The organism is Marinimicrobium alkaliphilum (assembly GCF_003259155.1).
Taxonomy (GTDB): domain Bacteria; phylum Pseudomonadota; class Gammaproteobacteria; order Pseudomonadales; family Cellvibrionaceae; genus Marinimicrobium_A; species Marinimicrobium_A alkaliphilum.
This window is the reverse complement of the sequence record NZ_QGMQ01000004.1, coordinates 237,038-262,011: the sequence shown is the minus strand read 5'-3', so window position 1 is coordinate 262,011 and position 24,974 is coordinate 237,038. Positions and strand designations below refer to the sequence as shown.

Genomic DNA, 24,974 nt, shown 5'->3' with positions numbered 1-24,974 from the left:
TGTAGGGGGCGTTCGACGCCTAAGGCGCGGGCGTCATGCGATCAAGTTGTTCATGCAGCCGGTTGTACTCCACATCCAGTGCCGAGCTCTCGGAGAACACCCTCTGCATATGTTCACGCGCTTCGGTCAGGGCATTGTTGAGCGCAGCCTGACTGGCGTCACCGAGTTCCAGACCACCGGCCAGTGCCTCTACCTCGTTCAGGAGGCGCTCAAGTGTCCGTGTGATTTCCTCGGTGCGGTAGGCATGCTGGATATCCAGATTGGATAAAAGTTCCCGAACTCGATGCCCCCAGGCACTGACGTCACGGCTCGTATGGTTTGCCTGGGCTTGCGCCTGAAGGTAGGCAACCCGGCCACTGGTGAGCCCCACCAGAGCCTTGACGATCACTTCGAGCGCATTCACATCTCCGTCACGGGATGGGTCCTTGAGCAACAGTTGAATAAAAGCCTGACTGAACAGTATGCCGTCATTGGTGTAGGTGACGGCTTCGGCTATGCGCTTTTCCTTGACCAGAATCATTTCCGGGTTGGAAAACTGGCGTGCGGTAAAAAAGCTGGCATTGCCCAGCTCACTGTAAATATGAAAGCCGCTTCGCAGTTCCAGCTCGCGTAACACCAGCGCCAGACGCCGGGCGATGGACTCGATATTGGTGAGATCAAGTAGCTCCACCGCATAGCGGCGGATAACGCTGTCGGCTTTGTGTTGATGCAGGGTGGTGTGCAGTTTGTGGGTAATCTTATCGAGCTCATAATTGAGCTGGGTAATGGCATCCTCCTTCATTTTCACGCCCGTGGTCGCCTCGGCGGAGTGACCGTGTTTGGCACTGGCGTTAAGCTGATACTGGAGCTGATCGACCTCGCTCTCCAGCGTGTCGATGCAGTATTCGTACTCTTTGGCGATCCCTTCCAGGCGTTGGACCTCCTTGAGGTAAACGGCTTTTTCGTCTTCGTCGTCGGTTTGCTCAAGCTTTTTGCGCGCTTTTCGCAGCTGGGTCTCAAGGTCCACGATGATGCCGCGCTGGCTCTGGTTATTGTCGCGCAGGTGTTGAATTTCCGACAGGGTGGTGATGTGTCCCTTGCCCTGATCCCAGGCATGGACATAGTCCAGGAGCTCGTGGCCCTCGCCCAGTTTGCCCTCGACAATACTCAGAATATCCCTTTCGCCGCCGCTCTCGCTGTTTTCCTGGCGGGCATCGACCGCGTGTTGAGCCGCTTGCATTTGCTTGCGCAGCTTTTCAAGAGTGTGCGATGAATCACGCAGATCCGCCTCGAGATTACGGATAATGCTCTCATAGCGGGCGCTGGCCTTGGGGTCCTGCTTGGTCAGCAGTTGGAGTTCTTTCAGCAGCCTGGTGGCGCTGTCGTGCTTACTCTGGGCCAGTTGGTCGATGCCCTCGATCTGCCGCTCGCTGCGGGCCAGGTGTTGATTGGCTTGGTGCAGGTGACGCAGGGGCGGCTCCTGGCCATTGGCGCTTTGCTGGAATTTGCGATTGATGCGCCGAAGTTTGTCGATGGTTTGCTTCTGTTCGAGTTGCTCCTTGCCCAGTTTGTCCTGGCGCACCTTGCTCAGGTAGAGCTTGCGCCGTAGGTCCTTGTTTTCCTGCTCCGCTTTTTTCAGGATCGCCAGGCGTTGCTCAAGCAGCTCAACCCGGTTGTTGCGCGCCTGTTGCTGTTTCTGTTTGCGATCGACCACCCAGCGGGTGATGTCGTGCAGAAGCCGCTCCAGACGCAGCCAGCTTTCGTGGGGTGAGCGGTTGCGACGCAGCAGGTCGGACTCGGCACTGAGATACAGGTAGCGCAGGGCGGCTACCTTGGCGGCATAGGGCTGGGTCGGATCGAGACGCGGCAGCTTACTTTGAGTGAGAGCCGTGTAGCGGCGCTTGGCTTCCTCCTGATTGGATTGCAGAAAGAACTCCAGGCTGTGGTCACCGGCGGCGTTCTTGTCGTAGGGTTCCTTGATCAGGACCGGTTCAGCGTCCGGGTTGACCCGAATGGTGCGTTTGAGGCGCTGGTGCGCGCGCAGCAGACGCTTGTAGAGCTTGCGCAGACGCTGTTGCCAGAGCAACAGGAAGGCAATGGTCACCAATAGAACAAAGATGACCTCGGCGAGAATGATGTTGGTAAGCGTGAGCTCCATGAGCACGGCCTTTAATCCGGATTTCTGACCCGAGTATAGACTAGTGCGCCGACAAATTGGCGCTTAATTCGACATCCACGGAGGGAATATGTCGCGCTTGATCGTTATTTTCGCTATCGGTATGGGGTTGGGGGCGTGGTTGCCGCTATTGCCCCCGCGATCCATGGCGCTCATTTTGCCGCTGCTGCTGTTATTGAGCTTGCGCTGGCTCACCTTCCGGTTGCTGCTGGCACTGGCCCTGGGGCTCACCTGGAGCATCACGTGGGGGCATCAGCAATTGGCCCAACGCTTGCCCTCGCACCTCGCGGGGGAAGATCTCTGGGTTACCGGGCAGGTGGTGGATCTGCCCCAGAGTGACCATCGTCGCCAGCGTTTTATTCTGGTGCCCGAACGGTATGAAGACGACGCTGGCGAGGAATTGAATGAAACGCTGCCCAAGCGTCTGCAAGTCAGTTGGTATCGCTCAGATCAGCAGGTGCAGCCCGGTGAACGCTGGCGCCTGCGGGTGCGTTTGCGTCAGCCCCGCGGGTTCGTCAACCCCGGCGGTTTCGACTATCAAGCGTGGTTGCTGCGTCAGGGGATCGGCGCCACGGGCTACGTACGCCCCAGCGATGCCCACGAGCGTCTGGCAACAGCGCGAAGAGGGCATGTCGATGCCCAGCGGGCGCGCTTGCAGCGCTGGGTTGCGGAGGGCGTTGCGCACCCGGATGCCGGAATTCTGCAAGCGTTGCTGGTGGGTGATCGCAGCGGCATCGCGCCCGAGCGCTGGGGGCTACTGCAGCGTACCGGGACCAATCACCTGATTGCCATCTCCGGGTTGCATGTGGGTTTTATCGCGCTCCTGGGGTATAGCCTGGGCCTGGCTCTGGGGCGGCTGATCAACCTGGCCTGGCACCGTTGCCCGGCGCAACTTCCCGCACATCTGTCAGCCACCCTGCTGGCGCTGTTTTATGCCGCCCTGGCGGGTTTCAGCTTGCCTACGCAGCGCGCGCTGATCATGGTGGTGGCGGTGCAGCTGGCGCTTTTGCTACGTCGTTCTTGGCGCCCTCGGGATGCGCTGTTGTTGGCGCTGGTGGCGGTCCTGGTGCTCGACCCGCTGGCGCCCTTGGATATGGGTTTTTGGCTGTCTTTTGGCGCCGTGGCGGTGTTGCTGTTCGGTTTCGTCGGACGTTTGCGCCAGTATCGGTTGCCGGGCTTGGGGCTGGTGCGAGCCCAGTGGCTGATTTTTGTCGGTCTGCTGCTGCCTCTGGGACTACTGGTTAACAGCGTGTCGCTCTCCGCCCCACTGGCCAACTCCCTGGCGATTCCCCTGGTCACCTTTACGCTGGTGCCACCGCTACTGCTCGGGGCTTTGCTCGATCTGTTCAGCCCTACGCTCGGCGCCTGGGCCCTGACGCTCGCGAGTTGGGGGCTGGAGGCGTTGCTGCGGTGGCTCAGCCTGCTCGATCGATGGGGGCAGGGCGGAGCCAACCCGCTGATTGCTTTTACCCCCTGGACCGCCGCCTTGGCAGGGTTATCCGCATTGTTACTCTTGCTCCCACGGGGGTTGCCTGGGCGTGCCCTGGGGGCGGCTGGACTACTGATCGCCGTGTCGCTACCCATGCCGCCTGCCGACCCCCTGCGGGTCACCTTTATGGATGTGGGGCAGGGCCTGGCTATTGTGGTGGAGGTTGAGGGGCGGGCCTTGGTATTCGATGCCGGACCTGCGTACAGCGAGCAATTTGATGCCGGCAGCGGCATTATTCTGCCTTACTTGCGTCAGCGCGGCGTCCGCCAGATCGACAAACTGATCATCAGCCACAGTCACAGTGATCACGCCGGGGGCGCGTCCGGTTTGATGGCGGCATTGCCGGTCGAACGGCTGCTTGCGGGAGAGCCGGACGCACTCGCGCTTGGGCAGGATGCGGAAAATTGCCACGCCGCCGAACCGTGGCGTTGGGGCGAGGTTCATTTTGAGCCTCTCCACTGGCGGATCGCGGCCAATGCCAGTGCCAATAACCGCTCCTGTGTGTTGCTGGTGCGCTACGGCGATCAAAAGGTACTGTTCACGGGGGATGTCGAGGGCCCAGCGGAGCGAGCGCTGCTGGCGGCCGGGGTACTACCCGAGGCGGTCACGGTTTTACAGGCTCCGCACCACGGCAGTCGGAGCTCGTCAACGCACGCCTTTGTCGAACGAACGCAGCCTCAGGCCGTGGTCTACAGTGCGGCCTGGCAGGGCCGCTTCGGACACCCGCACCCCGAGGTGACCGAACGCTATCGGGCCACGGGCGCTCAAGCCTGGGATACCGGTGCCCAGGGCGCCGTCACTGCGCGCTGGCGAGAACCTGGCGATCCGGAGGTCTGGGCCCAGCGCGAGCGCCATCGACGCTATTGGTATGACTGATAGGCCGTAAAACTGGGAACTGGTGACTGGAATCTCGGGCCTGAAACACTTAATCTATGCCACCTTTGCGGGGTCGGATCGAATGCCGCCCCGAAGACGACACGATAATCAAACAGAATCCTAACTTCGAGGTAAGCTCTGTGTTCGATGTACTCTCAGCCGGTGGCTGGTTGATGATTCCCATTGTGCTCTGTTCCATTGCCGTTATCGCCATTGCGGGCGAGCGTTACTGGACGCTCAATCCCACCAAAGTGGCGCCCCGGCACCTGCTGGCCCAGGTCTGGAGCTGGCTCAAAAACAATCAGCTCGACGCGGGCAAGCTGCGCGAACTCAAACAGTCTTCGCCCCTGGGCCAGATCCTCGCCGCCGGCTTGAGCAACTCCCGGCACGGCCGGGAGGTCATGAAGGACAGTATTCAGGAAGCGGCCAATCAGGTCATTCACGAGCTGGAGCGGTATATCACTGCGCTCGGTACCATTGCCGCCATTGCGCCGCTGCTGGGCCTGTTGGGGACGGTTATCGGGATGATCAAGGTGTTTACCGCGATCATGCTCCAGGGCACCGGCAACGCCGGGGTGCTTGCCGGCGGTATCTCCGAGGCACTGATCACCACCGCTGCCGGCCTGTGTGTCGCCATTCCGGCCATGATTGTGCACCGCTTTTTCCTGCGCCGGATCGACAGTCTGGTGGTGACCATGGAAGACGATGCCATCAAACTGGTGGATGCGCTTCACAGCGACCGCCGCGTCGACGTCAAAACCGCTTAAGTCCGCCGAGGTAGTCCTGTGCAGTTTCGCCGTCAACGCAAAGAAGAAGACAGCATCAACCTGACGCCGCTGATCGATGTGGTGTTCCTGCTGCTGATCTTCTTTATGGTCTCCACCACCTTCACCCGGGAAACCCACCTCGAAATCGATCTGCCTGAAGCCGAGGGCACGCCCAGTGAAACGGTCGCCGAGCAACTGGAAATTCTGGTCAGTGCCGAGGGCAACTACTCGGTGAATGGCCAGCGCCTGGTCAACAACCAGCTCGCCACGCTGCGTTCGGCGCTCGAGCAGATCTCCGAGGGCGATACCGCGCGCCCGCTGGTGATCAGCGCTGACGCCAATGCGCCCCACCAGGCGGTGGTCAGTGCTATGGACGCAGCCGGACAGATGGGCTTTGTGCATCTGAGTATCACTACCCGCCGGCCCCAGGGAGACTAGCCATGGCCAGCAACAAGGACAGTGCGTGGCTCTCAGCCTGGTACGGCAAGCGCCGCTGGACTTTGTTGTTGCTGCCCCTGACAGGCCTGTTCTGTGTGCTCAGTGGCCTGCGTGGACACTGGCTCAAGCGCCGTCAGCAGCGATTGGCGGTGCCAGTGGTGGTGGTGGGCAATATCAGTGTCGGTGGCACCGGTAAGACCCCGTTGCTGATCGCTCTGACCAGACATCTGCAAGCCCAGGGCTATCGTCCCGGCATCATCAGTCGAGGTTACGGCGCCCGCCCGCCGGCTTATCCTTTTCTGGTGGAACCGGAGTCCCCGGTCGCGGAGGCCGGTGATGAGCCCCTGGCGATCGCGCGCGAGACCGGTGCCCCTGTGGCCATCGACCCGGACCGGGTCGCTGCCGGGCGCGCTTTGATCGCCCAGGGCTGCACCCTGTTGCTGAGCGACGACGGCCTGCAACACTATCGTCTGGCGCGCCAGCTCGAAATTGCCGTGGTCGATGGTCAGCGCCTGCTCGGCAACGGCTGGCGTCTGCCTGTGGGGCCCCTGCGTGAACCCGCTGAACGCCTCAACCAGGTTGACCTGGTCGTGCTTAACAGCCCCCAGGCGGGGGCACTGGCGGCACTCAGTCTGCGTTGCCCTCAAGCCCGCATTCAGCCTATGCAAATCGTGCCCGGGCAGTGGCGCAGAGTGAGCGACGACACGCCGCTAGCGCTTGAAGAGTGGCGTCCAGCCAACGCCGTGGATGCTATCGCCGGCATCGGCAATCCGGCGCGCTTCTTTGACACCCTCACCCAATTGGGGCTACCCATCAAGGCTCATGCTTTCGCGGATCATCAGACCTACAGCGCCGAGAACCTGGCTTTTGTTCGGGGCCGAGCCCTGGTCATGACCGCCAAGGACGCGGTCAAGTGCCGGGCGTTGGCACGCCAATGGGGCGAGCAGGAGTGGTACTATCTCGCGGTCAGCGCCGAACCTCATGCCTGTTTCTGGGAGGCATTTGACGCTAAGATAGCGGCCCTGAACCCGCGCCGCGCCTGAGTAGCCTCAAAAGAAGCTGAATTATGAGTTTTTACGTCGTTATCCCCGCCCGCTATGCCTCCACCCGTTTGCCCGGTAAGCCGCTCAAGCTGATCGCCGGCAAACCCATGATCCAGCACACCTACGAGCGCGCCTGCCAAAGCGGCGCGGCGGCGGTGGTGGTGGCTACCGACGATATTCGCATTGCCGAGGCGGTGGAGGCCTTTGGTGGGCGGGTCTGCATGACCTCTGCCGAACACCATTCGGGCACCGATCGTCTGCAGGAGGTCGCTACGACGCTGGTGCTGCCTGAAGATGCCATTGTGGTCAATGTCCAGGGGGATGAGCCCCTGATTCCGCCGTCTGTGATTGACCAGGTGGCGGCCAATTTGGCGGCGCACCCGGCGGCAAGCATGGCCACCCTGTGCGAACCCCTGAGCTCCCTGGCGGACTTCCAGAACCCCAATGTGGTCAAGGTAGTGGCCGATGAACGCGGCCACGCGCTCTATTTCAGTCGTGCCCCCATCCCCTGGCCCCGGGATCATTTTGCCCAGGCCGCGGTCGATGAACTGCCGCAAGGGCTGCCCGCCCGGCGCCATATCGGACTCTACGCCTACCGGGTGGCCCTGCTTAATCGTTTTGTGCGCTGGCCCCAGGCGGCACTCGAACGCTGGGAAGCGCTCGAACAGCTGCGGGTACTGGCGGCGGGGGAGGCCATCCATATCGAGTTGGCAAGCGCGCCGGTGCCGGGCGGCGTGGATACCCCGGAGGATCTGGCCCGTATTCAAACCTATCTGGAAACCGAGGAGTAAGCCGTGAGCGTCAAGGTCCTGTTTGTCTGTCTGGGCAATATTTGCCGTTCGCCAACTGCCCACGGGGTGTTTCAGGCGCTGGTGCAGCGCGAATCAATGGGTGAACGTATCACCATTGATTCCGCCGGCACGGGTGACTGGCACGTGGGCAAGGCGCCGGATCGACGCGCCCAACAGGCGGCGGCCGAGCGCGGCTACGATCTTTCGGGTCTGCGGGCCCGGCAGGTCGCGCGCCCTGATTTTGATCACTACGACTATGTGCTGGCCATGGACAATAGCAATTTGAGCGATCTCAAGCGTCTGGCGCCAAGTCACTTCAAGGGCCATCTGGGCCTCTTTCTCGACTTCGCCCGGCGCTCTGCGGCGCGGGAAGTCCCCGATCCCTACTACGGCGGCGATGAAGGCTTTGCCGAGGTGCTCGACATGGTCGAGGACGCTGCCGAAGGCCTGCTCGACGACATCCGTCAGCGTCTGGTGTGATTGTGGCCATTGCTCCGGATACCTCCCCTCTGCCCCTATTGATCCCCGAAGCGGAGCTGCGTGCCTACAACACCCTGGGTGTGACCGCACGCGCGGCCTGGTTCGCCAGCGCCCGCTCCGAGGCCGAGGTGGTCGCTGTGGTGAGGGAGGCGCACAAGCGCGACTTACCCCTGTTGGTGGTGGGTGGGGGCAGCAATCTGGTATTGCAGGGCGATTACCCCGGGCTGGTCCTGCACATGGCCACCCAGGGGCGGCGCAAGGTGCGCGAAGACGATCAGCATGTTTGGTTTGAGGTGGCGGCCGGAGAAAACTGGCATCAACTGGTGACCAGCACGTTGGCGGAGGGCTACAGCGGCCTCGAGAATCTGGCACTGATCCCCGGCAGCGTCGGCGCCGCCCCGATCCAGAATATCGGGGCCTATGGGGTCGAGCTGGACAGTGTCTTCGAGGAGCTGCGGGCGATCGACCGACAGTCTGGTGTCAGTGTCACCTTTGACCGGGCCGCCTGTGCTTTTGGTTACCGGGACAGCATTTTCAAAAGCCGGTTGCGAGACCGCTACGTAATCACCCACGTTACCCTGCGTCTGCGTAAGCAGCCTTGCCTGGTGCTGACCTATCCGGCCCTGCGCGACGCCCTGGCGGGGGTGCCTGAGGCGGACCTGACCCCGCAGCGGGTGGCTGAGGCGGTGTGTGAAGTGCGCACGAGCAAGCTGCCGGACCCGCGGGAAATACCCAATGTGGGCAGTTTTTTCAAGAACCCTGTGGTCAGTGCCGACGTCTACCAGCGCTTGAAAGCGGATTTTTCCGGGGTGGTGGCCTATGCGCAGCCCGACGGCCGCTACAAGCTGGCGGCTGGCTGGTTGATTGACCGGGCCGGCTGGCGCGGCCATACCGAGCCCAGTGGCGTCGGTGTTCATCCCCGGCAGGCCCTGGTGATCACCAACAGTGGTCACGCCAGCGGGGCCGAGGTGATGGCCCTGGCCGAGCGCATCAGGGCGTCTATCAAGACCGAGTTTGGCGTTGATCTGGAGCCCGAGCCTACGGTTGTTGGGTGGTAGGCGGGCAAGGGTATTTTTATTCCGGTTGGGTGCTGCATTGTCGGATTACGCCCTGCGGGCTAATCCGACCTACGTGGACAATGGCACGCTGTTTCCAGTAGGTCGGATTAGGCGCAGCCGTAATCCGACACCTGAGGCACCCAAACTACCGTTTTGCGAGAATCACCCCACACTCCAGATGGTGGGTATAGGGAAACTGATCAAACACCGCAAAGGCCTCAATCCGGTGAGTCTCGGTCATCTGGCGCAAATTCTCCCTGAGCGTCTGGGGATTGCAGGACACATAAATAATGTGCTCAAAACGCTGGGTCACCGACGTGGTGTGCGGGTCCATCCCGGCCCGGGGCGGGTCCACGAAAATGGTACTGAAGCGGTAATCCTCCAGATCCACCTCCGCCTGCTGCAGACGGCGAAACTCCCGCTCCTTATCCATCGCCTGGGAGAACTCCTCGCTCGACATCCGCACCAGCTTGATATTCTCGATACCGTTCAGGGCCATGTTATAACGCGCCGAATGCACCGAGCTTTTCGCCAACTCGGTCGCCACCACCCGCTCGAAGTTACGGGACAAGGGCAGGGTAAAATTACCGTTGCCGCAGTAAAGCTCCACCAGGTCACCCCCGAAATGTTTACTCTGCGCCGTGGCCCAGTTGAGCATCTCGGTACACACCGCACCGTTGGGCTGGGTGAAGCTGCCCTCGATCTGCTGATAGCGGTACTCGCGCCCATCGACGGTCATGGTTTCGAGCACGTAGTCGCGCTCAAGCACCCGCTTTTGCTTGCGACTGCGACCTAAAATGGGCACCTCAAGCGCCGCCTGCAACTCGCGCGCTTCAGCTTCCCATTCATCATTCAACGGTTTGTGATAGATCAGGGTAATGAGGCAGTCCGCACTCAAGGTGGTTAAAAATTCCACCCGAAATAATTTTTTTCGCAATAATTGACTGTTGTTGATGCGCGCCAACAGGGGCTGCATCAGCGCATTCATCAAGGCACTACCCACCGGGAAGCTCTCGATCACAAACGGCTTCTTGTACTCACCCGGCTCGAACATGGCGTAGTGGGCGGTATCGCCCTCATGCCAGATTTTGAATTCGGCACGCAGGCGATAATGCTCGGGCGGGGAGGGGTAAACAGCGATGTCGGGCAGGTCGAACTCGGCGAAATCCGCGCGCAGGGCGGCCACCTTGTCCGCCAACTGTCGATCGTAGTCGGCGGGAAATGTCTGGTGTATGGTCATTGAACCTCTTCGTATTCGCAGTGCCCCCAATCGCAGCTGACGAACTGCCGGGGCTGCTCGCCGCAGAAAACACCGTAGGCTTCCTGGGGCCAGTCGTTATCGATCACCGTCAGCCGGGCATTATCGCATGTTTGCCGGGCCTGTTCTTCCACCGCGTAATAGCTGCGGCCGGGTTCTTGCCGGGGGCGAACGCCGATCGCCAAGCTGGGCACCTCGCGCACCGGATGATGCTCAGGGCCCTGATGCCAGGCAAGGAGGTAGTCCAGGTAGGGGTGTTGCCATTCGGCCTCAAGCAATGGGGTTTGGGCCCGGGACAACTGATCGAGTTGGCGACGACAGGTGTTGTGCTGATTGCTCAGGCTGCGCCGGGGCAGATCCAGTCGGTCAAGCGCTCGCGCCTGTGCGCTCAGGGAGAGGTCCACGGCATCGAGTGCCAACGGGCGATCGCTGTAGGTATGGGTGCGACTCGCCAGGCGCTGACTGTAGAAGTCGTCGGCGGCAACCACATGGGCCCAGTGAGCGTCGAGCCAGTCGCCGTAAACGATCTCGGCCTCATCAGCCGTGTCGCCGCCCAGTGAGCGGCAGGCGCGCACCAGCGTTTGCATGTAGGCGGCCTCGCCCAGAGCATCCCGCGCGACAGATTCCAGCGTGTCCTGGCTTGAGGGGGCGAATTCGGTGGCGCAGCCATTGAGTAGCAGGCCCACTGCAAGCAGCGCCAAACACTGGAATCTACTAAAGCGTTGGGTATCGATCATGATTCACCTCGTGTCAGTTCATGGCTCCCCGGGGAGTCTATGCTCCCATCAGCGGCAAGCGGATATTAAAGCAACTGCCCATGCCGGGCGCTGATTCTACTTCAATTGTGCCGCCGTGGTGTTCGGTAATGATGAAGTAGGATACCGACAGACCCAGCCCGGTGCCTTTGCCTACGTCTTTGGTGGTGTAAAAGGGCTCGAAGATATGGCGTCTGACTTCATCCTCCATGCCCGGCCCGTTGTCGGCCACTGAGAGCAGGGCGCGGTTGCCCTCGCGCTTCAGGGCCACGCGAATTTCCGGTTGGGCGACGGTTTCGGTGGATTGCTCAAAGGCCTGCAGGGCATTACTGAGCAGGTTGAGTACCACTTGCTGCAGCTCTACCGCCGAGCCCCGCACGGGTGCGAGGCCGGCATCAACGTCGATCTTGAAGGCGGGCTGGCCGCGCTCATCAGGCGCCGAGAGGGTCGCGAGTTTCTGGCTCAGGTCGAGGCTGTGCTCAATCACCTGCTGCAGGCGAACCTGGGTCTGCTTGCGCCCGCTACTGCGGGAAAACTCCAGCATATTGGTAACGATCCGCGCCGAGCGCTCGCCCGCGTCGCGCATATCATCGAGCATCCGGAAAATGTTGCGCCGCTCCAGGTAGGTGTGGACATCCATAAGATTCAGGTTCAGGCGTTCGGCTTCCCGCTGGTTGGCATCAAAGCCGGGGGCGGTGCGCCGGTGAATGTTCTGCACCCCGTGCAGAATCGCGCTCAAGGGATTGTTGATCTCGTGTGCCATGCCTGCCGCCAGTTCGCCCAGAGAGAGCATCTTCTCGTTCTGGATCATCATATTCTCCATGCGTACCCGGGGCGTGACGTCGTCAATCCGGATAACGGCGCTCTTACCGTCGATGTCGCGAAAGGGGTAGATGCCCAGGTCGCAGTAGCGGCTGGTGTCGCCGTCTTTATACAGAAGATTTTCGCTCAGATAGGGAATGCCGGCTTTGATGACCGATCGCAACTTTCCGGCTTCAATGGGCAGCCAGGTGCAGATATCGCTCAGGGCGCGACCGCGAACTGCATCCAGGGTCAGACCGGTTTCGTGCTCAGCGGCCCGATTCCAATGGCTGATGTGGCCCTCGTCGCTGACCACAATCAACAGGGAGGGCAGGGCGTCGATCAGGTGCGCGGTAAAATTCTCGGCCGCCTCCAGAGCTTGCCGTTGCAGTCGCGCCTGTGCCCGAAGGTGCACGGCGTAACCGAGGCTCGCGAACAGCAGGGCCAGCAGAAACAGGCTCAGAAAAACTCCCGGTAGTGACGGCATGGCGGGTCTCTTTTTAGGTGCGTTAGGGCTATTGTAGACCTTTATGACATTTTTCCTAAAAGTGTTTGACATCAAAATCGATTCGGGTAGAATGCGCAGCTCCTGACGCGGGGTGGTTAGCTCAGTTGGTAGAGCGGCGCCCTTACAAGGCGTAGGTCACAGGTTCGACTCCTGTACCACCCACCATCATACGCGTTAGAACTGCCGAGGACCGGTAGTTCAGTTGGTTAGAATGCCGGCCTGTCACGCCGGAGGTCGCGGGTTCGAGTCCCGTCCGGTCCGCCAAACATAGAAAAAGCCCCTCAGCATTGCTGAGGGGCTTTTTTTGTCTGGAAGAAAAACCCCCCACGCTTTCATCTATCTGTCATATTTCCGGGGTAGTCTTTCTCCTGTCGAACACCAAAATCCAGGGAGAATCCCATGCAAGACTACCTAGAAGAACTGCTCGAGTTGCTCGCCGAGGACACCATAATCGATCAAGATTGTGATCCAATCGACGATTATTCCGATATTTAACGTTGATTTGGCGACTCTATCACACCGAAAAGTCACTCATTGACCGATAATTGACACTCCTGACCCAAAAGCTAGTGGAGTGTTGTCATGGCCAGCCACAACGACGCCTATACCGAAGCGGTATTCCTGTTTGAAGAAGACCGACTTCAGCGGGAGATGCTGTTCTCTGAATTTGAAGCGATCCTCGACGGTGTCGTGCCCGAGACAGGCTACGCCAACCAGAAGGTCAAAGGCGCCTACCTGCATATCAATACCAATCTCTGCATCACGGCGGCGGTATTCTTCACTATTGGCTTTGATAGCCGGGGCGTCGTCGACACGCGCTGGAACCTGCCCCTTGACCGCCTTGCCTCCACTGCCGGACGCGGCCCCGACCTGGGCGCCGGTCCGATCCGTATTGCCAGCTACAGTCAGTGCCCGGTCGAGTGGCATCAGAAACACCTCTGGGATCCCCTCGATGATGAACTGGATAATCACTTTGAAGTCTTGCGCGCCGCGGTGCAGCGCAACCGCTTGAGTGTTAAAGTAAGTCCTCAGGAGTCGGAGGATGAGCCCTATAAAAACAATAGGTTACGGGAAGAACTTAAAGCCAAATATACTCAGGCATTGCGCGATCGTATGGCCAAGCAATTGCGCGAACACCGGCATCGGATTGACCTGATCAACCGTCGCTATGAGCACCGCTGCAACCTGCTCAAGCGGGAATATCAGCAGCGCCTGGCGTTTTATCGGGAGCAATTGATGGAAGAGCGCAGCCGTTCCCGGCGCCTGGAGCAGCATGTCTGGAAGTTGCGCCAGCAGTTGGCCCGCGAGAACCCGCCGACACCGATTAAATCCCAGGGCGGTTTTTAGCCTGCTCGGTGCCTCAGATGTCGGATTACGCGCTTCGCGCTAATCCGACCTACTCAAACAATGGCACGCCGTATCCCGTAGGTCGGATTAGCGCGAAGCGCGTAATCCGACAGCGCGGCACGACTCCAAAACAGTACCCCAATGCTCACACAGGTAGAATTAACGCAGCGTAGTCCGACCGTGAGGCACCATTCCCGGCTCAAATGTCATCACTCCAAAGCCGGATAACTCCTTGATTTTCCTATAACGGTGTCCCCGGCCTGCGCCAGGGGCTATAATGCCGCCTGACCATTCCTTCACGACAGCGGGTTGTCATGACAGCATTTGCCACTATCGGCCTGATTGGCCGTCTGGACAACGAGCGGGCGCGCTACTCCATGGAGCGCCTGATCACTTTTCTGCAGTCGCGCCAGCTGGATTTTACCCTCGAATCGCAAACCGCCGCCGTGCTCGGCAGTGATGCGGCCGTGGGTGCAGCCCGGCAAGTCGCCGAGCTCGACAGCCTGGGGCGGCACTGCGATCTGGTGATTGTGGTAGGGGGCGATGGCAGCCTCCTGGGGGCGGCCCGGGCGCTGACCAGCTACGGCGTGCCCTTATTGGGTGTCAATCGCGGTCGTCTGGGCTTTCTCACCGACATTACCCCCGAGGATATCGAAGAAAAAGTCGGTGAGGTGCTCGACGGCCACTATCTCGAAGAAAGCCGCTTTCTGCTCAATATGGAAGTGCGCCGGGGCGGCAGGCTGATGGGGCGCGGTGACGCCCTCAACGATGTGGTCATGCACCCCGGTGAATTCATCCATATGCTCGAATTTGAGCTGTCCATCGACGGCCACTTCGTCACCAGCCAGTGCGCCGATGGCATGATTGTCTCGACGCCCACCGGCTCCACCGCCTACGCCTTGAGTGGCGGCGGTCCGATCATGCACCCGAAACTGGATGCCATCGGTCTGGTGCCGATGAACCCGCATACCTTGAGCAGTCGGCCGATGGTCATTGACGGCAACAGCGAAATCAAAATCACCGTTGGTCAAAGTCGCGGCTCCAAGGCCATGGTGACCTGTGACGGACAGATCCACGTAGAATCGCGTACCGGGGATGAAATATTCATCCACAAGAAGCCGCAAAAGCTGACGCTGATTCACCCGTTGAATCACAATTTTTACGAGCGTTGCCGAACCAAGCTGGGGTGGGGCGGTCACCTGCTCGACTGAGGAACAACAGACGTTTTATGTATCTGCATCAACTATCACCCAAGCGCACGCCGGTCACGCTTGTACTCATTGCTTTGAGCCTGCTCGGGACACTCTTGACCGCGACCAACGCCGGTTTCCAGTTCCTGCCCTGGTTTACCTTTCAGAACTTCGCCTGGTCGCCCATGGGGCAGCCGATTTTTGAGCCGGTCGCTGAAGGTATCGGTCAGGGTCAGGTCTGGCGCTTGCTGACCCCGGCGTTTATTCACTTCGGTCTGCTTCATATTGCTTTCAACGCCCTCTGGCTCTGGGAGTTGGGGCGGCGTATCGAGCTGCTCAACGGGCGGGTGGTGTACATCCTGTTTGTCATCACCTGGGCCATTGGCTCAAATCTGGTGCAGTACTTCTGGCAGGGTGAAAGCCTGTTCGGCGGTATGTCGGGTGTCGTCTACGCACTGGTGGGCTATATATGGATGCGTCACCGGATGAACCCTCACCCGCTGCTGGCGGTACCGCCGGGCATCATTGGCTTTATGATGGTGTGGCTGGTCTTGGGTCTGACGGGTGTGATCGACATGTTTATGGGGTCCGGCGGCGTTGCCAACGGCGCTCATGTGGGCGGCCTGTTGGTGGGCATGCTCTGGGGTATCATCTTTAACGGTCGCCGGCCGTGAGGCTGCGCGCGGTCGTCCGTTTACGAGGTATGTCATGAATTACGAACAACTCCTGGCGAGCATCACACCCGACATCTATCGGCGCCTGCGCGATGCGGTCGCGCTGGGCAAATGGCCCGATGGCAAGCCGCTTACTGACGAACAAAAGCAGACGTGTATACAGGCTGTGATTACCTGGGAGCATCAACACTTGCCGCCAGAAGAGCACACCGGCTATATCGCGCCCAAGCCTCACAGCCATTGCGGCGGCGACGGCGAGGTCGCGGATGCGAATGAACCCAAACCCCTGAAATGGACCGACGCATGAGCTATGCGGTAGCGGCCAGCGGCGCGCTGGCGAAGATGAAAACGGCGCTGGATGCCGACACCCCTAGCTATGCCATTCCTCTCGGGGAGCAACAGGTGGCGATGAATGAGCTGTTGGGCAAACAACTCCGCCTGCGCTGGCTCGGCGACATCAACTGCACCCATTGCGGTCGTGCCACCCGCAAAAGTTTCAATCAGGGCTATTGCTATCCGTGCTTTACCCGCCTGGCCCAATGCGACATCTGCATTGTGAGTCCGGAGAAGTGTCACTTCCATCTGGGCACCTGTCGCGAACCCGAGTGGGGCGAGCGCTTCTGCATGACCGACCACATCGTCTACCTGGCCAACTCCTCCAAGCCCAAGGTGGGCATTACGCGCCTGTCGCAAGTGCCGACCCGCTGGATCGATCAGGGCGCCATCCAGGCATTGCCGGTTTTCCGGGTCGCCACGCGCCAACAGTCGGGCCTGGTTGAAACCGCCTTTAAGCCATTTGTGGCGGACAAAACCAGCTGGCAGGCTATGCTTAAAGGGGAGCCAGCACCGGTCGATCTGCTGGCGCTGCGTGAGCAGTTGCTGGAGGATACCCGCGCCGCCGTCGACGATATTCAGAGCGCCCACGGTTTGCAGGCGATTCAGGCGATTGACGATGCGCCTTTATACGAGATTCGCTACCCGGTGCTTGAGTACCCGACGAAGGTGAAAGCGCACAATCTCGAAAAAACCCCGGAGGTCGAAGGACAGCTGCTCGGCATCAAGGGGCAGTACCTGATCCTCGATACCGGGGTCATCAATATCCGTAAATACACCGCCTATCAGGTGGAACTGGCTGTGGCCTGAAGGCCCGCCAGCCGTACACACATTTCCCAACAACGTTGGACAGTCTTATGGCCGCACGAGATGCACAACCCAAAGCAATTCATCTGAAAGATTATCGGGTTCCCGATTTTCTGATTGAGCACACCCATCTGGATGTGGTGCTCAATGACGAGTGGACCCGCGTGACCAGCACCCTGAAGCTGCGTCGTAACCCCGAGTCCGAACGCCAGGATACGTCTCTGGTCCTCGACGGTGCCGAACTGCGCCTGGTGTCCGTTGCCATCGACGGCAAGCCCCTGAGTGAGTCCGATTACCGGGTGGATGCTGAATCCCTGACCATCGCCGATGTGCCCCCGGCTTTTGAGTTGCAGGTGGTGACTGATATCCAGCCCCAGAAGAATACCTCCCTCGACGGCCTGTACCGTTCGCGTGGGCTTTATTGCACCCAGTGCGAAGCCGAAGGTTTTCGCAAAATCACCTATTACCTGGATCGCCCGGATGTGATGAGTGAGTTTGTCACCCGTATCGAAGCGAATAAAGACACGCATCCGGTGCTGCTCTCCAACGGCAACCTTATCGATGGCGGCGACCTGGCGGGCGACCGGCACTTTGCCGTCTGGCAGGATCCGCACAAAAAACCCTGCTACCTGTTTGCCATGGTGGCGGGGCAGTTGTCCCACATAGAAGACAAATTTGTCACCACGTCCGGACGCGAAGTGACCCTGAAGATTTTTGTCGAACCCAAAGACCTGGACAAGTGCGACCACGCCATGGATTCGCTCAAACGTGCCATGCGTTGGGACGAAGAGGTTTACGGGCGCGAGTACGATCTGGACATTTTCATGATCGTCGCCGTGGATGACTTCAACATGGGCGCCATGGAAAACAAGGGCCTCAACATTTTCAACACCTCCTGCATTCTGGCCAAACCGGAAACCACCACCGATGCCGGCTTCCAGCGGGTTGAGGCAGTGGTGGCGCACGAGTACTTCCACAACTGGTCGGGCAACCGCGTGACCTGTCGCGACTGGTTTCAGTTGAGCCTCAAGGAGGGCTTTACCGTCTTCCGCGATGCCGAGTTCTCCTCCGATATGGGGTCGCGCACCGTCAAGCGGGTGGAAGATGTGAGCATGCTGCGCACCGCCCAGTTTGCCGAAGACGGCGGTCCCATGGCGCACCCGATTCGCCCGGATGCCTATATCGAGATCTCCAACTTCTACACCCTGACCATCTATGAGAAGGGCGCGGAAGTGGTGCGCATGATTGCCAACCTGCTGGGCCCCGAGTTGTTCCGCAAAGGCAGCGACCTCTACTTCGAGCGCCATGATGGCCAGGCGGTGACCACCGATGATTTTGTGGCGGCTATGGCCGATGCCTCCGGACGCGATCTGACCCAGTTCAAACACTGGTACTCCCAGGCGGGCACGCCGGTGCTGACCGTGACCGATCAGTACGATGCCGATGCGCAAGAGTATACGCTTGAGATTGCGCAGTATTGCCCGCCCACCCCTGAGTGTAAGCACAAAAAACCGTTCCATATTCCGGTGGCGGTGGGGCTGCTCGGCAGTGCCGGTAATTTACCGTTGCAGTTAAAAGGCGAAACGCCCAATACGGAAACGCCGGACAACACCCATACGGTACTGGAGCTCACTGAAGCCAAGCAGCGCTTTACCTTTACCGGCGTCAAAGAGAAACCGGTGCCGGCCCTGTTGCGCGGTTTCTCGGCGCCCGTGAAGCTGCGTTACCCCTACACCCGGGACGACCTGATGCGCCTGATGAGCGCCGACGACGACGGTTTTGTGCGCTGGGATGCGAGTCAGCAACTGGCGACGCTGGTTATCGGCGATGCCATCAAAGCGTATCAGGGGGGCGAAGATCTCGGCCAATGGCCGCTGGATGAACAGTTGGCCGTTGCCTGCGAGCAACTGCTGGGGGATAGCAGTCTCGATCCCGCCATGGTGGCCTTGATGTTGGCCTTGCCGTCGGAAGGGTACCTGGCAGAGCAGGCTGAAGTGGTCGATGTCCACGCCATCCACGCCGCGCGCAATGCGGTGCGCCGTGCGCTGGGCAAACGTCTGGCGCAACCGTTACGGGCGATTTACAGCGCGTACGACCACAGCAAACCTTATGAGGCAAACGCTGAAGCGATTGCGCAGCGCACCCTGAAGAATCTGGCGCTGGGTTATTTGATGATCGATCCGGATGCGGCGCAGCTTGATGCCTGCGAGCAGCAATTGCGCGACAGCAATAATATGACCGATACCCTTGCGGCCCTGACCGCGTTGGTGAATTGCCGTGCGCACGATGCCGAAGATCGCAAACGCGATGCGCTTGAGGCTTTCTACCAGCAGTGGCAAGACGAACCCCTGGTGGTCAACGACTGGTTCCGGGTGCAGTCGGTCAGCCCCTTGCCGGGAGGCCTGGAGCGCGTGCATGCACTGCTCAAGCACCCGGCTTATGATCCGAAGAACCCGAATAAAATTCGCTCGGTGGTGGCCGCATTTACCAACGGTAACCCGGTCAATTTTCATCAGAAGGATGGGGCGGGCTACACCTTTTTGGCGGATGAGGTTCTGCGCCTGAATAAGCAGAACCCGCAGATTGCCGCCCGGCTGCTGACCCCGCTGACCAAGTGGCGGCGCTACCTGCCCGAGCAGCAAGCGTTGATGAAAGCCGCGTTGGAGCGGATTCTGGCGGAGCCGGAATTGTCCAAGGATGTGTACGAGGTAGTGAGTAAATCCTTGGCCTGATGGTGGGCTGGGTTACCAGCCCGCCACCAGATTCATCGACCGATAGGGTGCCAGCGCGGCATTGACGTCCGCTCCGGCATCCAATTCACGTACCTCCCACGCACTCACTTCCTGCGCTTCATCCACCAAACCGCGCGCCATCAACACGTCGTGTAATGCGGCCTTGTCCAGTTGCCCTCCCTTTACCACCTGCTGCAATTCATCCTCGGTCAATTGAACACTGGTCCCGCTGGGCAAATAAATCGCGCCGGTGGAAAAGTCCACGATAAAGGCGATCAGCCCGGGTACCACAAACAGAACCAGGCCGATGGTGTTCATCAGCACCACGGCGACGTCCAGGTCGCCGCCGGTCTGGCCGCGGCGCTCGGGGTAAAGCACGGTGCCGCAGGCCGTGAGTTGGGTAACCAGAAGGGCGCTCAGGGCGATGGCGATGGGTTTACGTGTCGGCATGGGTCTCCTCCGGATACAGGGGTGGCAGCGGCGCCTTGTTCTTGCCGTAATGGCGGTCGCGTTTTTCGCGCCGCAGGGCGGCGACTTCCTGAAGCAGGGCGCCGCTGTCAAAATCTGTCGCGGTGCTACCGCTGAACAGAATCTGGTCCAGTTGCCGCAGCAAACGGTGCAGGGTCTCATTGTCTGTACGCGCAATGATCTGGTCCAAACGGTGCAGGCTGTCCGTTTGCCAATGACGCTGCGCCCACCGAATCAGTTGCTGCCGCAGTGCATTCAGATCATTGTCGGCACTTGAACGCTTCATCTGCCGCCACAGAATGGCTTCATTGCGATCGAGTACCGGGGCATTCTCGGTATGGGTCAGCCGGTAGAGTTGACGGCGACTGAGCCAGAGCATCAAGGCGAGCAGGGCGCTCAGGAGCGCAAAGAAAACCGCGCCGGCAATCCACCACCAGGCCACGAAGGTGACTACCCGCGGCTCATCCTGTGACGGTGTGTCGCGGTACAGACTGGCGCCCGTGTCGGCCAGGCTGGCTCCGGGTTGTTCCACCGCCTGACGGTCGTCTTCGATACTGCCCGGCGCCGCCTGCACACGGACGCGACGCTCAGGTAAGGTGGCCGTTTCAAAGCGCTGGCTTTCGGTGTTCCACCAGCGCAGGGTGACTTCCGGCAGGGTGTGCCGGCCAGCGCGACGTGGCACCATGGCTACGGTTTCCATGCGGGTCCCACGCACGCCCGATGCATCCCGTTGCTCATCGGTCTGGGGTTGGTCGGGGTAGTAGCTGAAGCCGTCAATGCGGGCCTCCCCCAGTGGCGTGATTTGTGCACCGCTCAAGCCATCGGCATTGATGGTGATGGACCGAGTCACCGGTTCACCCACTTGCAGACTGTCCGGGTCCCGGCTCCAGCGTTCACTCAACTCGACATCCCGTGCAGGCATCCAGCGCTCGCCTCGGGCTTCACCCGGAATCGGTTGCACCTCAAGCATTTTGGATTCCGTGCGCAACCGACGCAAGCCACTGCGACCGGTGCCGTGCAGGTTGCCCCATAGATCGCGCCGGCTGCTGCCGAGAGATACGCTGTAAGCCAGTGCGGGAATGCGCAGCTCACCGCTGCGTTGCGGGAAGAGGGCAAAGGTGTTTTCAATAATGCCGTGATTCACACCATCAATTTGGCGGCGATAGCGATTCTCGGCCACCTCCACCACCAGAGCGTCCTCAAGCTCCAGAGGCTGTAATTCAACGGCCTGCAAATCTACTGAAGTAAACAGGCGCACGGTCATCAGCACCTGCTCCTGAACATGGGGGTTGTCTTTACTCAAACTCACTTCCACCCAGATGTCGTCGCGGGCAGCGCCGTCACGTCCGCTACTGGGTTCGCGCACCGTCAGCGTGAGTGGTTCGCTGCGCTGGCCCCCGAACTCGACGGCCGGTATCTGCAACTCACCGGCACGTTTAGGCGCGAGCGTCAGGCGCCACTCGGTCCAGGACTCGGTCTGGTTATTGATAATACGCATCTGGTTACTGCGCTGGGTGCCGAGAATCTCAAAGTCATCTTCCAGCGCGCTGAAGTCCGGATCCTGTTGTACACGCTGCCCCATAAAGCGCACACGCAAGGTCAGGGTATCGCCCAGCGTGGCCTGGTTGCGATCCAGGCTGGCGCTCAGTTCGTTGGCGGCCGCGCTGGGTAGGGCGGCGAGTAGTGCCAGTGCCGCGACCACAAGGGTCAGGCCAAGGTGTTTTTTGAATGTGTACCAGGCTACCATCGTTCCTCCGCATCCGGCGCCGCGGGCGCCAAGCGTTCGCGCATCCGTTGGCGCTGTTGCTGTTGGTGTTGATGTTCAAATTTGCGCCGTAACAATCCGCCCGGATCGTCCGGTACCCGGCGCAACCACTGCTCCAGGGATTGGCGTTCTTCGTCGCTCAGACCTTCTTCCTGGGCCAATTGTTCGCGTACCTCGTCGATACGATCTTCCAGTTCTTCGTCGGCAGCGGTCTGGTCGTCACCCGTCTGCTCCTCACCGGGTTCCTGAGGTTCATCCTGGGCGCTGTCTTCATCGTTGGCGTCGGCATCGTCGGGATGTGCGCTGTCATCGTCGGGGCCCTGCTGAGGCTCGCCGTTCTGTTGTTGATCACCGTCGCCGCCATCCTGCCCGTTCTCGCCCGGCTCGCCTTCGTCATCGCCGTTGTCCGAGTCCTGGTCCTGGGACTGGTCTTCCTGCTGATCGAGCAGTTGCTCCACCAGTTCGCGGTTAAAGCGGGCATCGTCAAAATCCGGGTCGGCCTCGAGTGCCTGGTCATAGGCGTCCAGTGCGCCCTCCAGATCGCCACTGCGGGCCAGGGCATTGCCCCGGTTGTAATGGGCGCGAGGCTGGTCGAATTCGGCAAAGGCTTGCGCTGCCGCTTCGTAGTCACCTGCGCGATAAAGCGCATTGGCGCGCTCGAGTTGTCGCTGCGCCTGCTGATCGCGATTCAGCCAGAGTGTTTCTGCGCCGAGTGCATAGCTGGTTTGCGGTGTCGCCAGGAGTAAAGGCGCACAGATCAAGGCGGCGAGCAGTCCGCGCCGGAAACTGTACAGAGCGACTGGCAGGAGGAACAGCACCAGCCAGGGCCCCCGGTCGTACCAGGTATCAAACTGCTGGCCGCTTTCGCGTTCGGCATCGGCCAGCGCCGGGGTGTCGGCCAGCAAATAATCGAGATCCCGCTCGTCACTGGTGAGTGTGTGGTAGCGTCCGTCCAGTTGCCCCGCCAGCTGTTGGAGTGGGCGACTTTCAAGGCGCGCCACAATGATATTGTTACTGCGGTCGCGCACAAAACCGCCGCTGCCACTGGGGATGGGGGCGCCGTCCTCGGTGCCTACGCCGAGGATCGACAAGCGGTGCGGGCTGTCTTCCAGTTGGCGGCGGATGCTGTCGCGAGCACTGCTCACCACACCGTCGGTCACCAGTAGAATATGGCCGGCGCGAACATTGGCGTTGGCCAGCAGCGCCTCGGCCTGTTCAATCGCGGCTTCGGTGTTGCTGCCGGGCAGGGGCATCAGGCTTGGGTGCAGCACCTGCAACAGATTGATGATGGTGTTGCTGTCATCCGTCAGCGGGGACACCACGTGGGCATCTCCGGCATAGCTGATCAACGCCGTTTCGCCCTCGGTGCGCCGCTGCAGAATATCGGCCACCTTCAGGCGTGCTCGCACCAGGCGTGAGGGGTTGATGTCCTCTGCCAGCATCGACGGCGACAGGTCGAGCACGACCACCAGTGCGTCGCCGGTGGTATGAGCCGCCGTGGGTCGTTGCTCCCAGGTGGGTCCCGCCAGAGCCAGGACCGCCAGGCACCAGGCGCCGATAAGACCCCACAGCAGGTGGCGGCGGGGGCGGCGGCTGCCGGCGTCCTCAAGATAAGGCAATAAGGCGGGTGCTATCAGTTTCTGCCATTGATGGGCGCCGTATTTCTGCCGCCATACCAGCCATGCCAGCCCCAGCAAGGGAATCAGGGCGAGCAACCACCAGGGCCGCAGTAAATGAAAGTGCTCGACAAACGCACTCATGCGGACACCTCCCGGCGTTTGCCAACGTTGGGTACGCTGCGCCCGATTGCCATCAGGGCACTCAGCAACAGTGCAGCGCCCAGGGGCCAATAAAAGAGTGTGCGCAAGGGCCGATAAACCCGTTCATCCAGTTCAATCGGCTCCAGGCGGTCGAACTCACGGTGAACCTCTTCCAGCTCTTCAATGTTGCGTGCACGGAAGTAACGACCGCCCGTCATTTCAGCCACTGCAATCATGGCGTCTTCATCCAGGTCGTGAGTGGGGTTGACGGTGCGCTGGCCAAAGAAGCCATCGACCGTCATCTCTTCAGCACCAAAACCCATGGAATAGATGGTGATACCCTCCATCGCCGCCAGTTGCGCCCCACGCTCAGGGGTCAGTTCGCCCGCGTTGTTGGCACCGTCAGTCAGTATCAGCAAAAGGCGATGGTTCTCGGGGCGTTCGCGCAGCCGTTTAACGGACAATCCGATACCGTCACCAATTGCGGTTCGCTCGCCGGCGTAGCCAATCTCGGTTTCCTGCAATAGCTGGTTGACCGTGTCCAGGTCGTGAGTAAGGGGGGCATACAGATAAGCTTGTGAGCCGAACAGGACCAAGCCCAAACGATCGCCACGTCGGCGTTCGATAAAGTTGCCAATAACGATCTTGATGGCTTGCAGGCGATCAATCATCTCGCCGCGGTGACGCATATCTTCGATTCGCATACTGCCGGAAACATCCACTGCGATCAGGACATCGCGCCCGGTGGTCACCTGCGAAACCGGCTCGCCGAGCCAGCGAGGATTGGCGGCGGCGGTGACCAGCAAAATCCAGATCAGCCATAAAAGACTCCGACCGAGCCAGCGGCGCTGCGCGCGCAGGCCTTGTCCCTGCAAACGCTTGGCGGTGTTGTAGAAGGGTACGCGAACGGCGGCCTGACGGACTTCAGCGGGCGGTAAGGCCCGCATTAACAGCGGCAGGGGTAACAGCAGAAAGAGCCACAGCCATTGAAACTCAAGCATCGCGGTGCTCCCTGATCCAGGTGAGAATCAAGGGGTGGAGTTTATCGATGTCGGCTTCCGGGTTGGGGCGGTAGTGGCCATCGGCCAGGACACGCCCGCTGCCCTCGCGCAGCGCCGGAGCGCACTCGGGACACACGGCCGCCAACTGCTTCAACCAGGCGTCGCCCTGCAAGCGGGCGACTTCGGCCCTGGGGCGCAGGTGCAATAGACAGCGGCGCAGCAAGCGATTGACCTGCTCCAGATACAGAAGCGTATTGCCCTCGGTTTGATAGTGTCGCCACAGAACCTCCGCCTCTTGCAGGGCCTGTGCCCGGTAACGGTTCCGGCGTTTACGACGCAACAGCCACCAGACGCCGCACAGGAGCGCGATCCCAACCACCAGAATCACCAGCCACCAGCCCCACGCCAGGGGCCACCAACTGGCGGCGTCCGGGGCGTGAATATCACGCAACTGTTGTAAGGGGTCCTGCGGATTCAT

At 60.5% G+C, this 24,974-nt stretch carries 22 protein-coding genes and 2 tRNA genes; 15 read left to right on the top strand and 9 right to left on the bottom strand.

Annotated features, from left to right (window positions below; translation table 11 throughout):
- Nucleotides 1-19: 19 nt before the first annotated feature.
- Complete coding sequence (locus tag DKW72_RS08465) at nt 20-2,137, bottom strand: coiled-coil domain-containing protein (protein WP_111641915.1); 2,118 nt, start codon at nt 2,135-2,137, stop codon at nt 20-22.
- 88 nt (nt 2,138-2,225) lie between these two features.
- Here DKW72_RS08465 and DKW72_RS08460 point away from each other — a divergent pair, with 88 nt between their 5' ends.
- From DKW72_RS08460 to murB, 7 genes are all read left to right on the top strand, one after another.
- Nucleotides 2,226-4,520, top strand: a complete 2,295-nt coding sequence (locus tag DKW72_RS08460; RefSeq protein ID WP_111641914.1) for a DNA internalization-related competence protein ComEC/Rec2 — start codon at nt 2,226-2,228, stop codon at nt 4,518-4,520.
- Between the two features lie 173 nt (nt 4,521-4,693).
- Nucleotides 4,694-5,287 (top strand): MotA/TolQ/ExbB proton channel family protein, encoded by a 594-nt coding sequence (locus DKW72_RS08455; protein ID WP_408631105.1) that lies wholly within the window; start codon nt 4,694-4,696, stop codon nt 5,285-5,287.
- 18 nt (nt 5,288-5,305) lie between these two features.
- Nucleotides 5,306-5,725: an ExbD/TolR family protein gene (locus tag DKW72_RS08450; protein WP_111641912.1), complete on the top strand. Its 420-nt coding sequence runs from the start codon at nt 5,306-5,308 to the stop codon at nt 5,723-5,725.
- A 2-nt stretch (nt 5,726-5,727) separates the two neighbouring features.
- A complete protein-coding gene (gene lpxK, locus DKW72_RS08445; protein ID WP_111641911.1) occupies nt 5,728-6,768 on the top strand; it encodes a tetraacyldisaccharide 4'-kinase in 1,041 nt (346 codons plus the stop codon).
- A 23-nt stretch (nt 6,769-6,791) separates the two neighbouring features.
- Complete coding sequence (gene kdsB, locus DKW72_RS08440) at nt 6,792-7,559, top strand: 3-deoxy-manno-octulosonate cytidylyltransferase (RefSeq protein ID WP_111641910.1); 768 nt, start codon at nt 6,792-6,794, stop codon at nt 7,557-7,559.
- 3 nt (nt 7,560-7,562) lie between these two features.
- A complete protein-coding gene (locus tag DKW72_RS08435) occupies nt 7,563-8,039 on the top strand; it encodes a low molecular weight protein-tyrosine-phosphatase (RefSeq protein ID WP_111641909.1) in 477 nt (158 codons plus the stop codon).
- Between the two features lie 2 nt (nt 8,040-8,041).
- Entirely contained in the window at nt 8,042-9,097 is a 1,056-nt protein-coding gene (gene murB / locus DKW72_RS08430; protein ID WP_232522356.1) for a UDP-N-acetylmuramate dehydrogenase, read from the top strand.
- 145 nt (nt 9,098-9,242) lie between these two features.
- Here murB and trmA read toward each other — a convergent pair whose 3' ends face one another.
- Genes trmA through DKW72_RS08415 form a run of 3 tightly spaced genes read right to left on the bottom strand, consistent with a single transcriptional unit; the run spans nt 9,243 to nt 12,398 of the window.
- A complete protein-coding gene (gene trmA, locus DKW72_RS08425) occupies nt 9,243-10,337 on the bottom strand; it encodes a tRNA (uridine(54)-C5)-methyltransferase TrmA (protein WP_111641908.1) in 1,095 nt (364 codons plus the stop codon).
- The gene (locus tag DKW72_RS08420; protein ID WP_111641907.1) at nt 10,334-11,092 is read right to left on the bottom strand and encodes a hypothetical protein; all 759 of its coding nucleotides are present in this window, start codon (nt 11,090-11,092) and stop codon (nt 10,334-10,336) included. Before DKW72_RS08420 ends, trmA begins: the two co-directional genes overlap by 4 nt.
- 37 nt (nt 11,093-11,129) lie before the next feature.
- Entirely contained in the window at nt 11,130-12,398 is a 1,269-nt protein-coding gene (locus tag DKW72_RS08415) for a two-component system sensor histidine kinase NtrB (protein WP_198411281.1), read from the bottom strand.
- A gap of 110 nt (nt 12,399-12,508) precedes the next feature.
- On the opposite strand from DKW72_RS08415, the gene DKW72_RS08410 reads away from it, so the two are divergent.
- The 8 genes from DKW72_RS08410 to pepN all read left to right on the top strand — a co-directional run bounded on the left by DKW72_RS08410 (nt 12,509) and on the right by pepN (nt 19,502).
- A tRNA-Val gene (locus DKW72_RS08410) sits at nt 12,509-12,584 on the top strand.
- Nucleotides 12,585-12,606: 22 nt separating this feature from the next.
- A tRNA-Asp gene (locus DKW72_RS08405) sits at nt 12,607-12,683 on the top strand.
- 318 nt (nt 12,684-13,001) lie between these two features.
- Nucleotides 13,002-13,766, top strand: coding sequence for a hypothetical protein (locus DKW72_RS08400; protein ID WP_111641905.1), 765 nt, complete (start codon nt 13,002-13,004; stop codon nt 13,764-13,766).
- Nucleotides 13,767-14,080: 314 nt separating this feature from the next.
- Nucleotides 14,081-14,977: an NAD(+) kinase gene (locus DKW72_RS08395; RefSeq protein ID WP_111641904.1), complete on the top strand. Its 897-nt coding sequence runs from the start codon at nt 14,081-14,083 to the stop codon at nt 14,975-14,977.
- Nucleotides 14,978-14,994: 17 nt separating this feature from the next.
- Complete coding sequence (locus DKW72_RS08390) at nt 14,995-15,630, top strand: rhomboid family intramembrane serine protease (protein WP_111641903.1); 636 nt, start codon at nt 14,995-14,997, stop codon at nt 15,628-15,630.
- A 34-nt stretch (nt 15,631-15,664) separates the two neighbouring features.
- Nucleotides 15,665-15,937: a YeaC family protein gene (locus tag DKW72_RS08385; RefSeq protein WP_111641902.1), complete on the top strand. Its 273-nt coding sequence runs from the start codon at nt 15,665-15,667 to the stop codon at nt 15,935-15,937.
- On the top strand, nt 15,934-16,773 hold the full coding sequence (locus DKW72_RS08380) for a DUF2797 domain-containing protein (RefSeq protein ID WP_232522355.1): 840 nt from the start codon (nt 15,934-15,936) through the stop codon (nt 16,771-16,773). The genes DKW72_RS08385 and DKW72_RS08380 overlap by 4 nt, the downstream gene beginning before the upstream one ends.
- A gap of 47 nt (nt 16,774-16,820) precedes the next feature.
- The gene (gene pepN, locus DKW72_RS08375) at nt 16,821-19,502 is read left to right on the top strand and encodes an aminopeptidase N (RefSeq protein ID WP_111641901.1); all 2,682 of its coding nucleotides are present in this window, start codon (nt 16,821-16,823) and stop codon (nt 19,500-19,502) included.
- Nucleotides 19,503-19,514: 12 nt separating this feature from the next.
- Here the strand turns inward: pepN and DKW72_RS08370 are convergent, their stop codons facing one another.
- From DKW72_RS08370 to DKW72_RS08350, 5 genes are read right to left on the bottom strand one after another with little or no spacing between them, the layout of a single operon-like run.
- Complete coding sequence (locus tag DKW72_RS08370) at nt 19,515-19,952, bottom strand: polyribonucleotide nucleotidyltransferase (protein WP_111641900.1); 438 nt, start codon at nt 19,950-19,952, stop codon at nt 19,515-19,517.
- Nucleotides 19,939-21,717, bottom strand: coding sequence for a BatD family protein (locus DKW72_RS08365; RefSeq protein WP_111641899.1), 1,779 nt, complete (start codon nt 21,715-21,717; stop codon nt 19,939-19,941). Before DKW72_RS08365 ends, DKW72_RS08370 begins: the two co-directional genes overlap by 14 nt.
- A complete protein-coding gene (locus tag DKW72_RS08360; protein WP_111641898.1) occupies nt 21,711-23,495 on the bottom strand; it encodes a VWA domain-containing protein in 1,785 nt (594 codons plus the stop codon). Before DKW72_RS08360 ends, DKW72_RS08365 begins: the two co-directional genes overlap by 7 nt.
- Nucleotides 23,492-24,496, bottom strand: coding sequence for a VWA domain-containing protein (locus DKW72_RS08355; protein ID WP_111641897.1), 1,005 nt, complete (start codon nt 24,494-24,496; stop codon nt 23,492-23,494). The genes DKW72_RS08360 and DKW72_RS08355 overlap by 4 nt, the downstream gene beginning before the upstream one ends.
- The gene (locus tag DKW72_RS08350) at nt 24,489-24,974 is read right to left on the bottom strand and encodes a DUF4381 domain-containing protein (protein WP_157960440.1); all 486 of its coding nucleotides are present in this window, start codon (nt 24,972-24,974) and stop codon (nt 24,489-24,491) included. Before DKW72_RS08350 ends, DKW72_RS08355 begins: the two co-directional genes overlap by 8 nt.

Excerpts from the sequence above, each read along its gene's own strand:
- DKW72_RS08465 (WP_111641915.1), bottom strand. The coding sequence starts at position 2,137 with ATGGAGCTCACGCTTACCAACATCATTCTCGCCGAGGTCATCTTTGTT.
- DKW72_RS08460 (WP_111641914.1), top strand. The coding sequence starts at position 2,226 with ATGTCGCGCTTGATCGTTATTTTCGCTATCGGTATGGGGTTGGGGGCG.
- DKW72_RS08455 (WP_408631105.1), top strand. The coding sequence starts at position 4,694 with ATGATTCCCATTGTGCTCTGTTCCATTGCCGTTATCGCCATTGCGGGC.
- lpxK (WP_111641911.1), top strand. The coding sequence starts at position 5,728 with ATGGCCAGCAACAAGGACAGTGCGTGGCTCTCAGCCTGGTACGGCAAG.
- kdsB (WP_111641910.1), top strand. The coding sequence starts at position 6,792 with ATGAGTTTTTACGTCGTTATCCCCGCCCGCTATGCCTCCACCCGTTTG.
- trmA (WP_111641908.1), bottom strand. The coding sequence starts at position 10,337 with ATGACCATACACCAGACATTTCCCGCCGACTACGATCGACAGTTGGCG.
- DKW72_RS08420 (WP_111641907.1), bottom strand. The coding sequence starts at position 11,092 with ATGATCGATACCCAACGCTTTAGTAGATTCCAGTGTTTGGCGCTGCTT.
- DKW72_RS08415 (WP_198411281.1), bottom strand. The coding sequence starts at position 12,398 with ATGCCGTCACTACCGGGAGTTTTTCTGAGCCTGTTTCTGCTGGCCCTG.
- DKW72_RS08400 (WP_111641905.1), top strand. The coding sequence starts at position 13,002 with ATGGCCAGCCACAACGACGCCTATACCGAAGCGGTATTCCTGTTTGAA.
- DKW72_RS08395 (WP_111641904.1), top strand. The coding sequence starts at position 14,081 with ATGACAGCATTTGCCACTATCGGCCTGATTGGCCGTCTGGACAACGAG.
- DKW72_RS08390 (WP_111641903.1), top strand. The coding sequence starts at position 14,995 with ATGTATCTGCATCAACTATCACCCAAGCGCACGCCGGTCACGCTTGTA.
- DKW72_RS08385 (WP_111641902.1), top strand. The coding sequence starts at position 15,665 with ATGAATTACGAACAACTCCTGGCGAGCATCACACCCGACATCTATCGG.
- DKW72_RS08380 (WP_232522355.1), top strand. The coding sequence starts at position 15,934 with ATGAGCTATGCGGTAGCGGCCAGCGGCGCGCTGGCGAAGATGAAAACG.
- pepN (WP_111641901.1), top strand. The coding sequence starts at position 16,821 with ATGGCCGCACGAGATGCACAACCCAAAGCAATTCATCTGAAAGATTAT.
- DKW72_RS08370 (WP_111641900.1), bottom strand. The coding sequence starts at position 19,952 with ATGCCGACACGTAAACCCATCGCCATCGCCCTGAGCGCCCTTCTGGTT.
- DKW72_RS08365 (WP_111641899.1), bottom strand. The coding sequence starts at position 21,717 with ATGGTAGCCTGGTACACATTCAAAAAACACCTTGGCCTGACCCTTGTG.
- DKW72_RS08360 (WP_111641898.1), bottom strand. The coding sequence starts at position 23,495 with ATGAGTGCGTTTGTCGAGCACTTTCATTTACTGCGGCCCTGGTGGTTG.
- DKW72_RS08355 (WP_111641897.1), bottom strand. The coding sequence starts at position 24,496 with ATGCTTGAGTTTCAATGGCTGTGGCTCTTTCTGCTGTTACCCCTGCCG.
- DKW72_RS08350 (WP_157960440.1), bottom strand. The coding sequence starts at position 24,974 with ATGAATCCGCAGGACCCCTTACAACAGTTGCGTGATATTCACGCCCCG.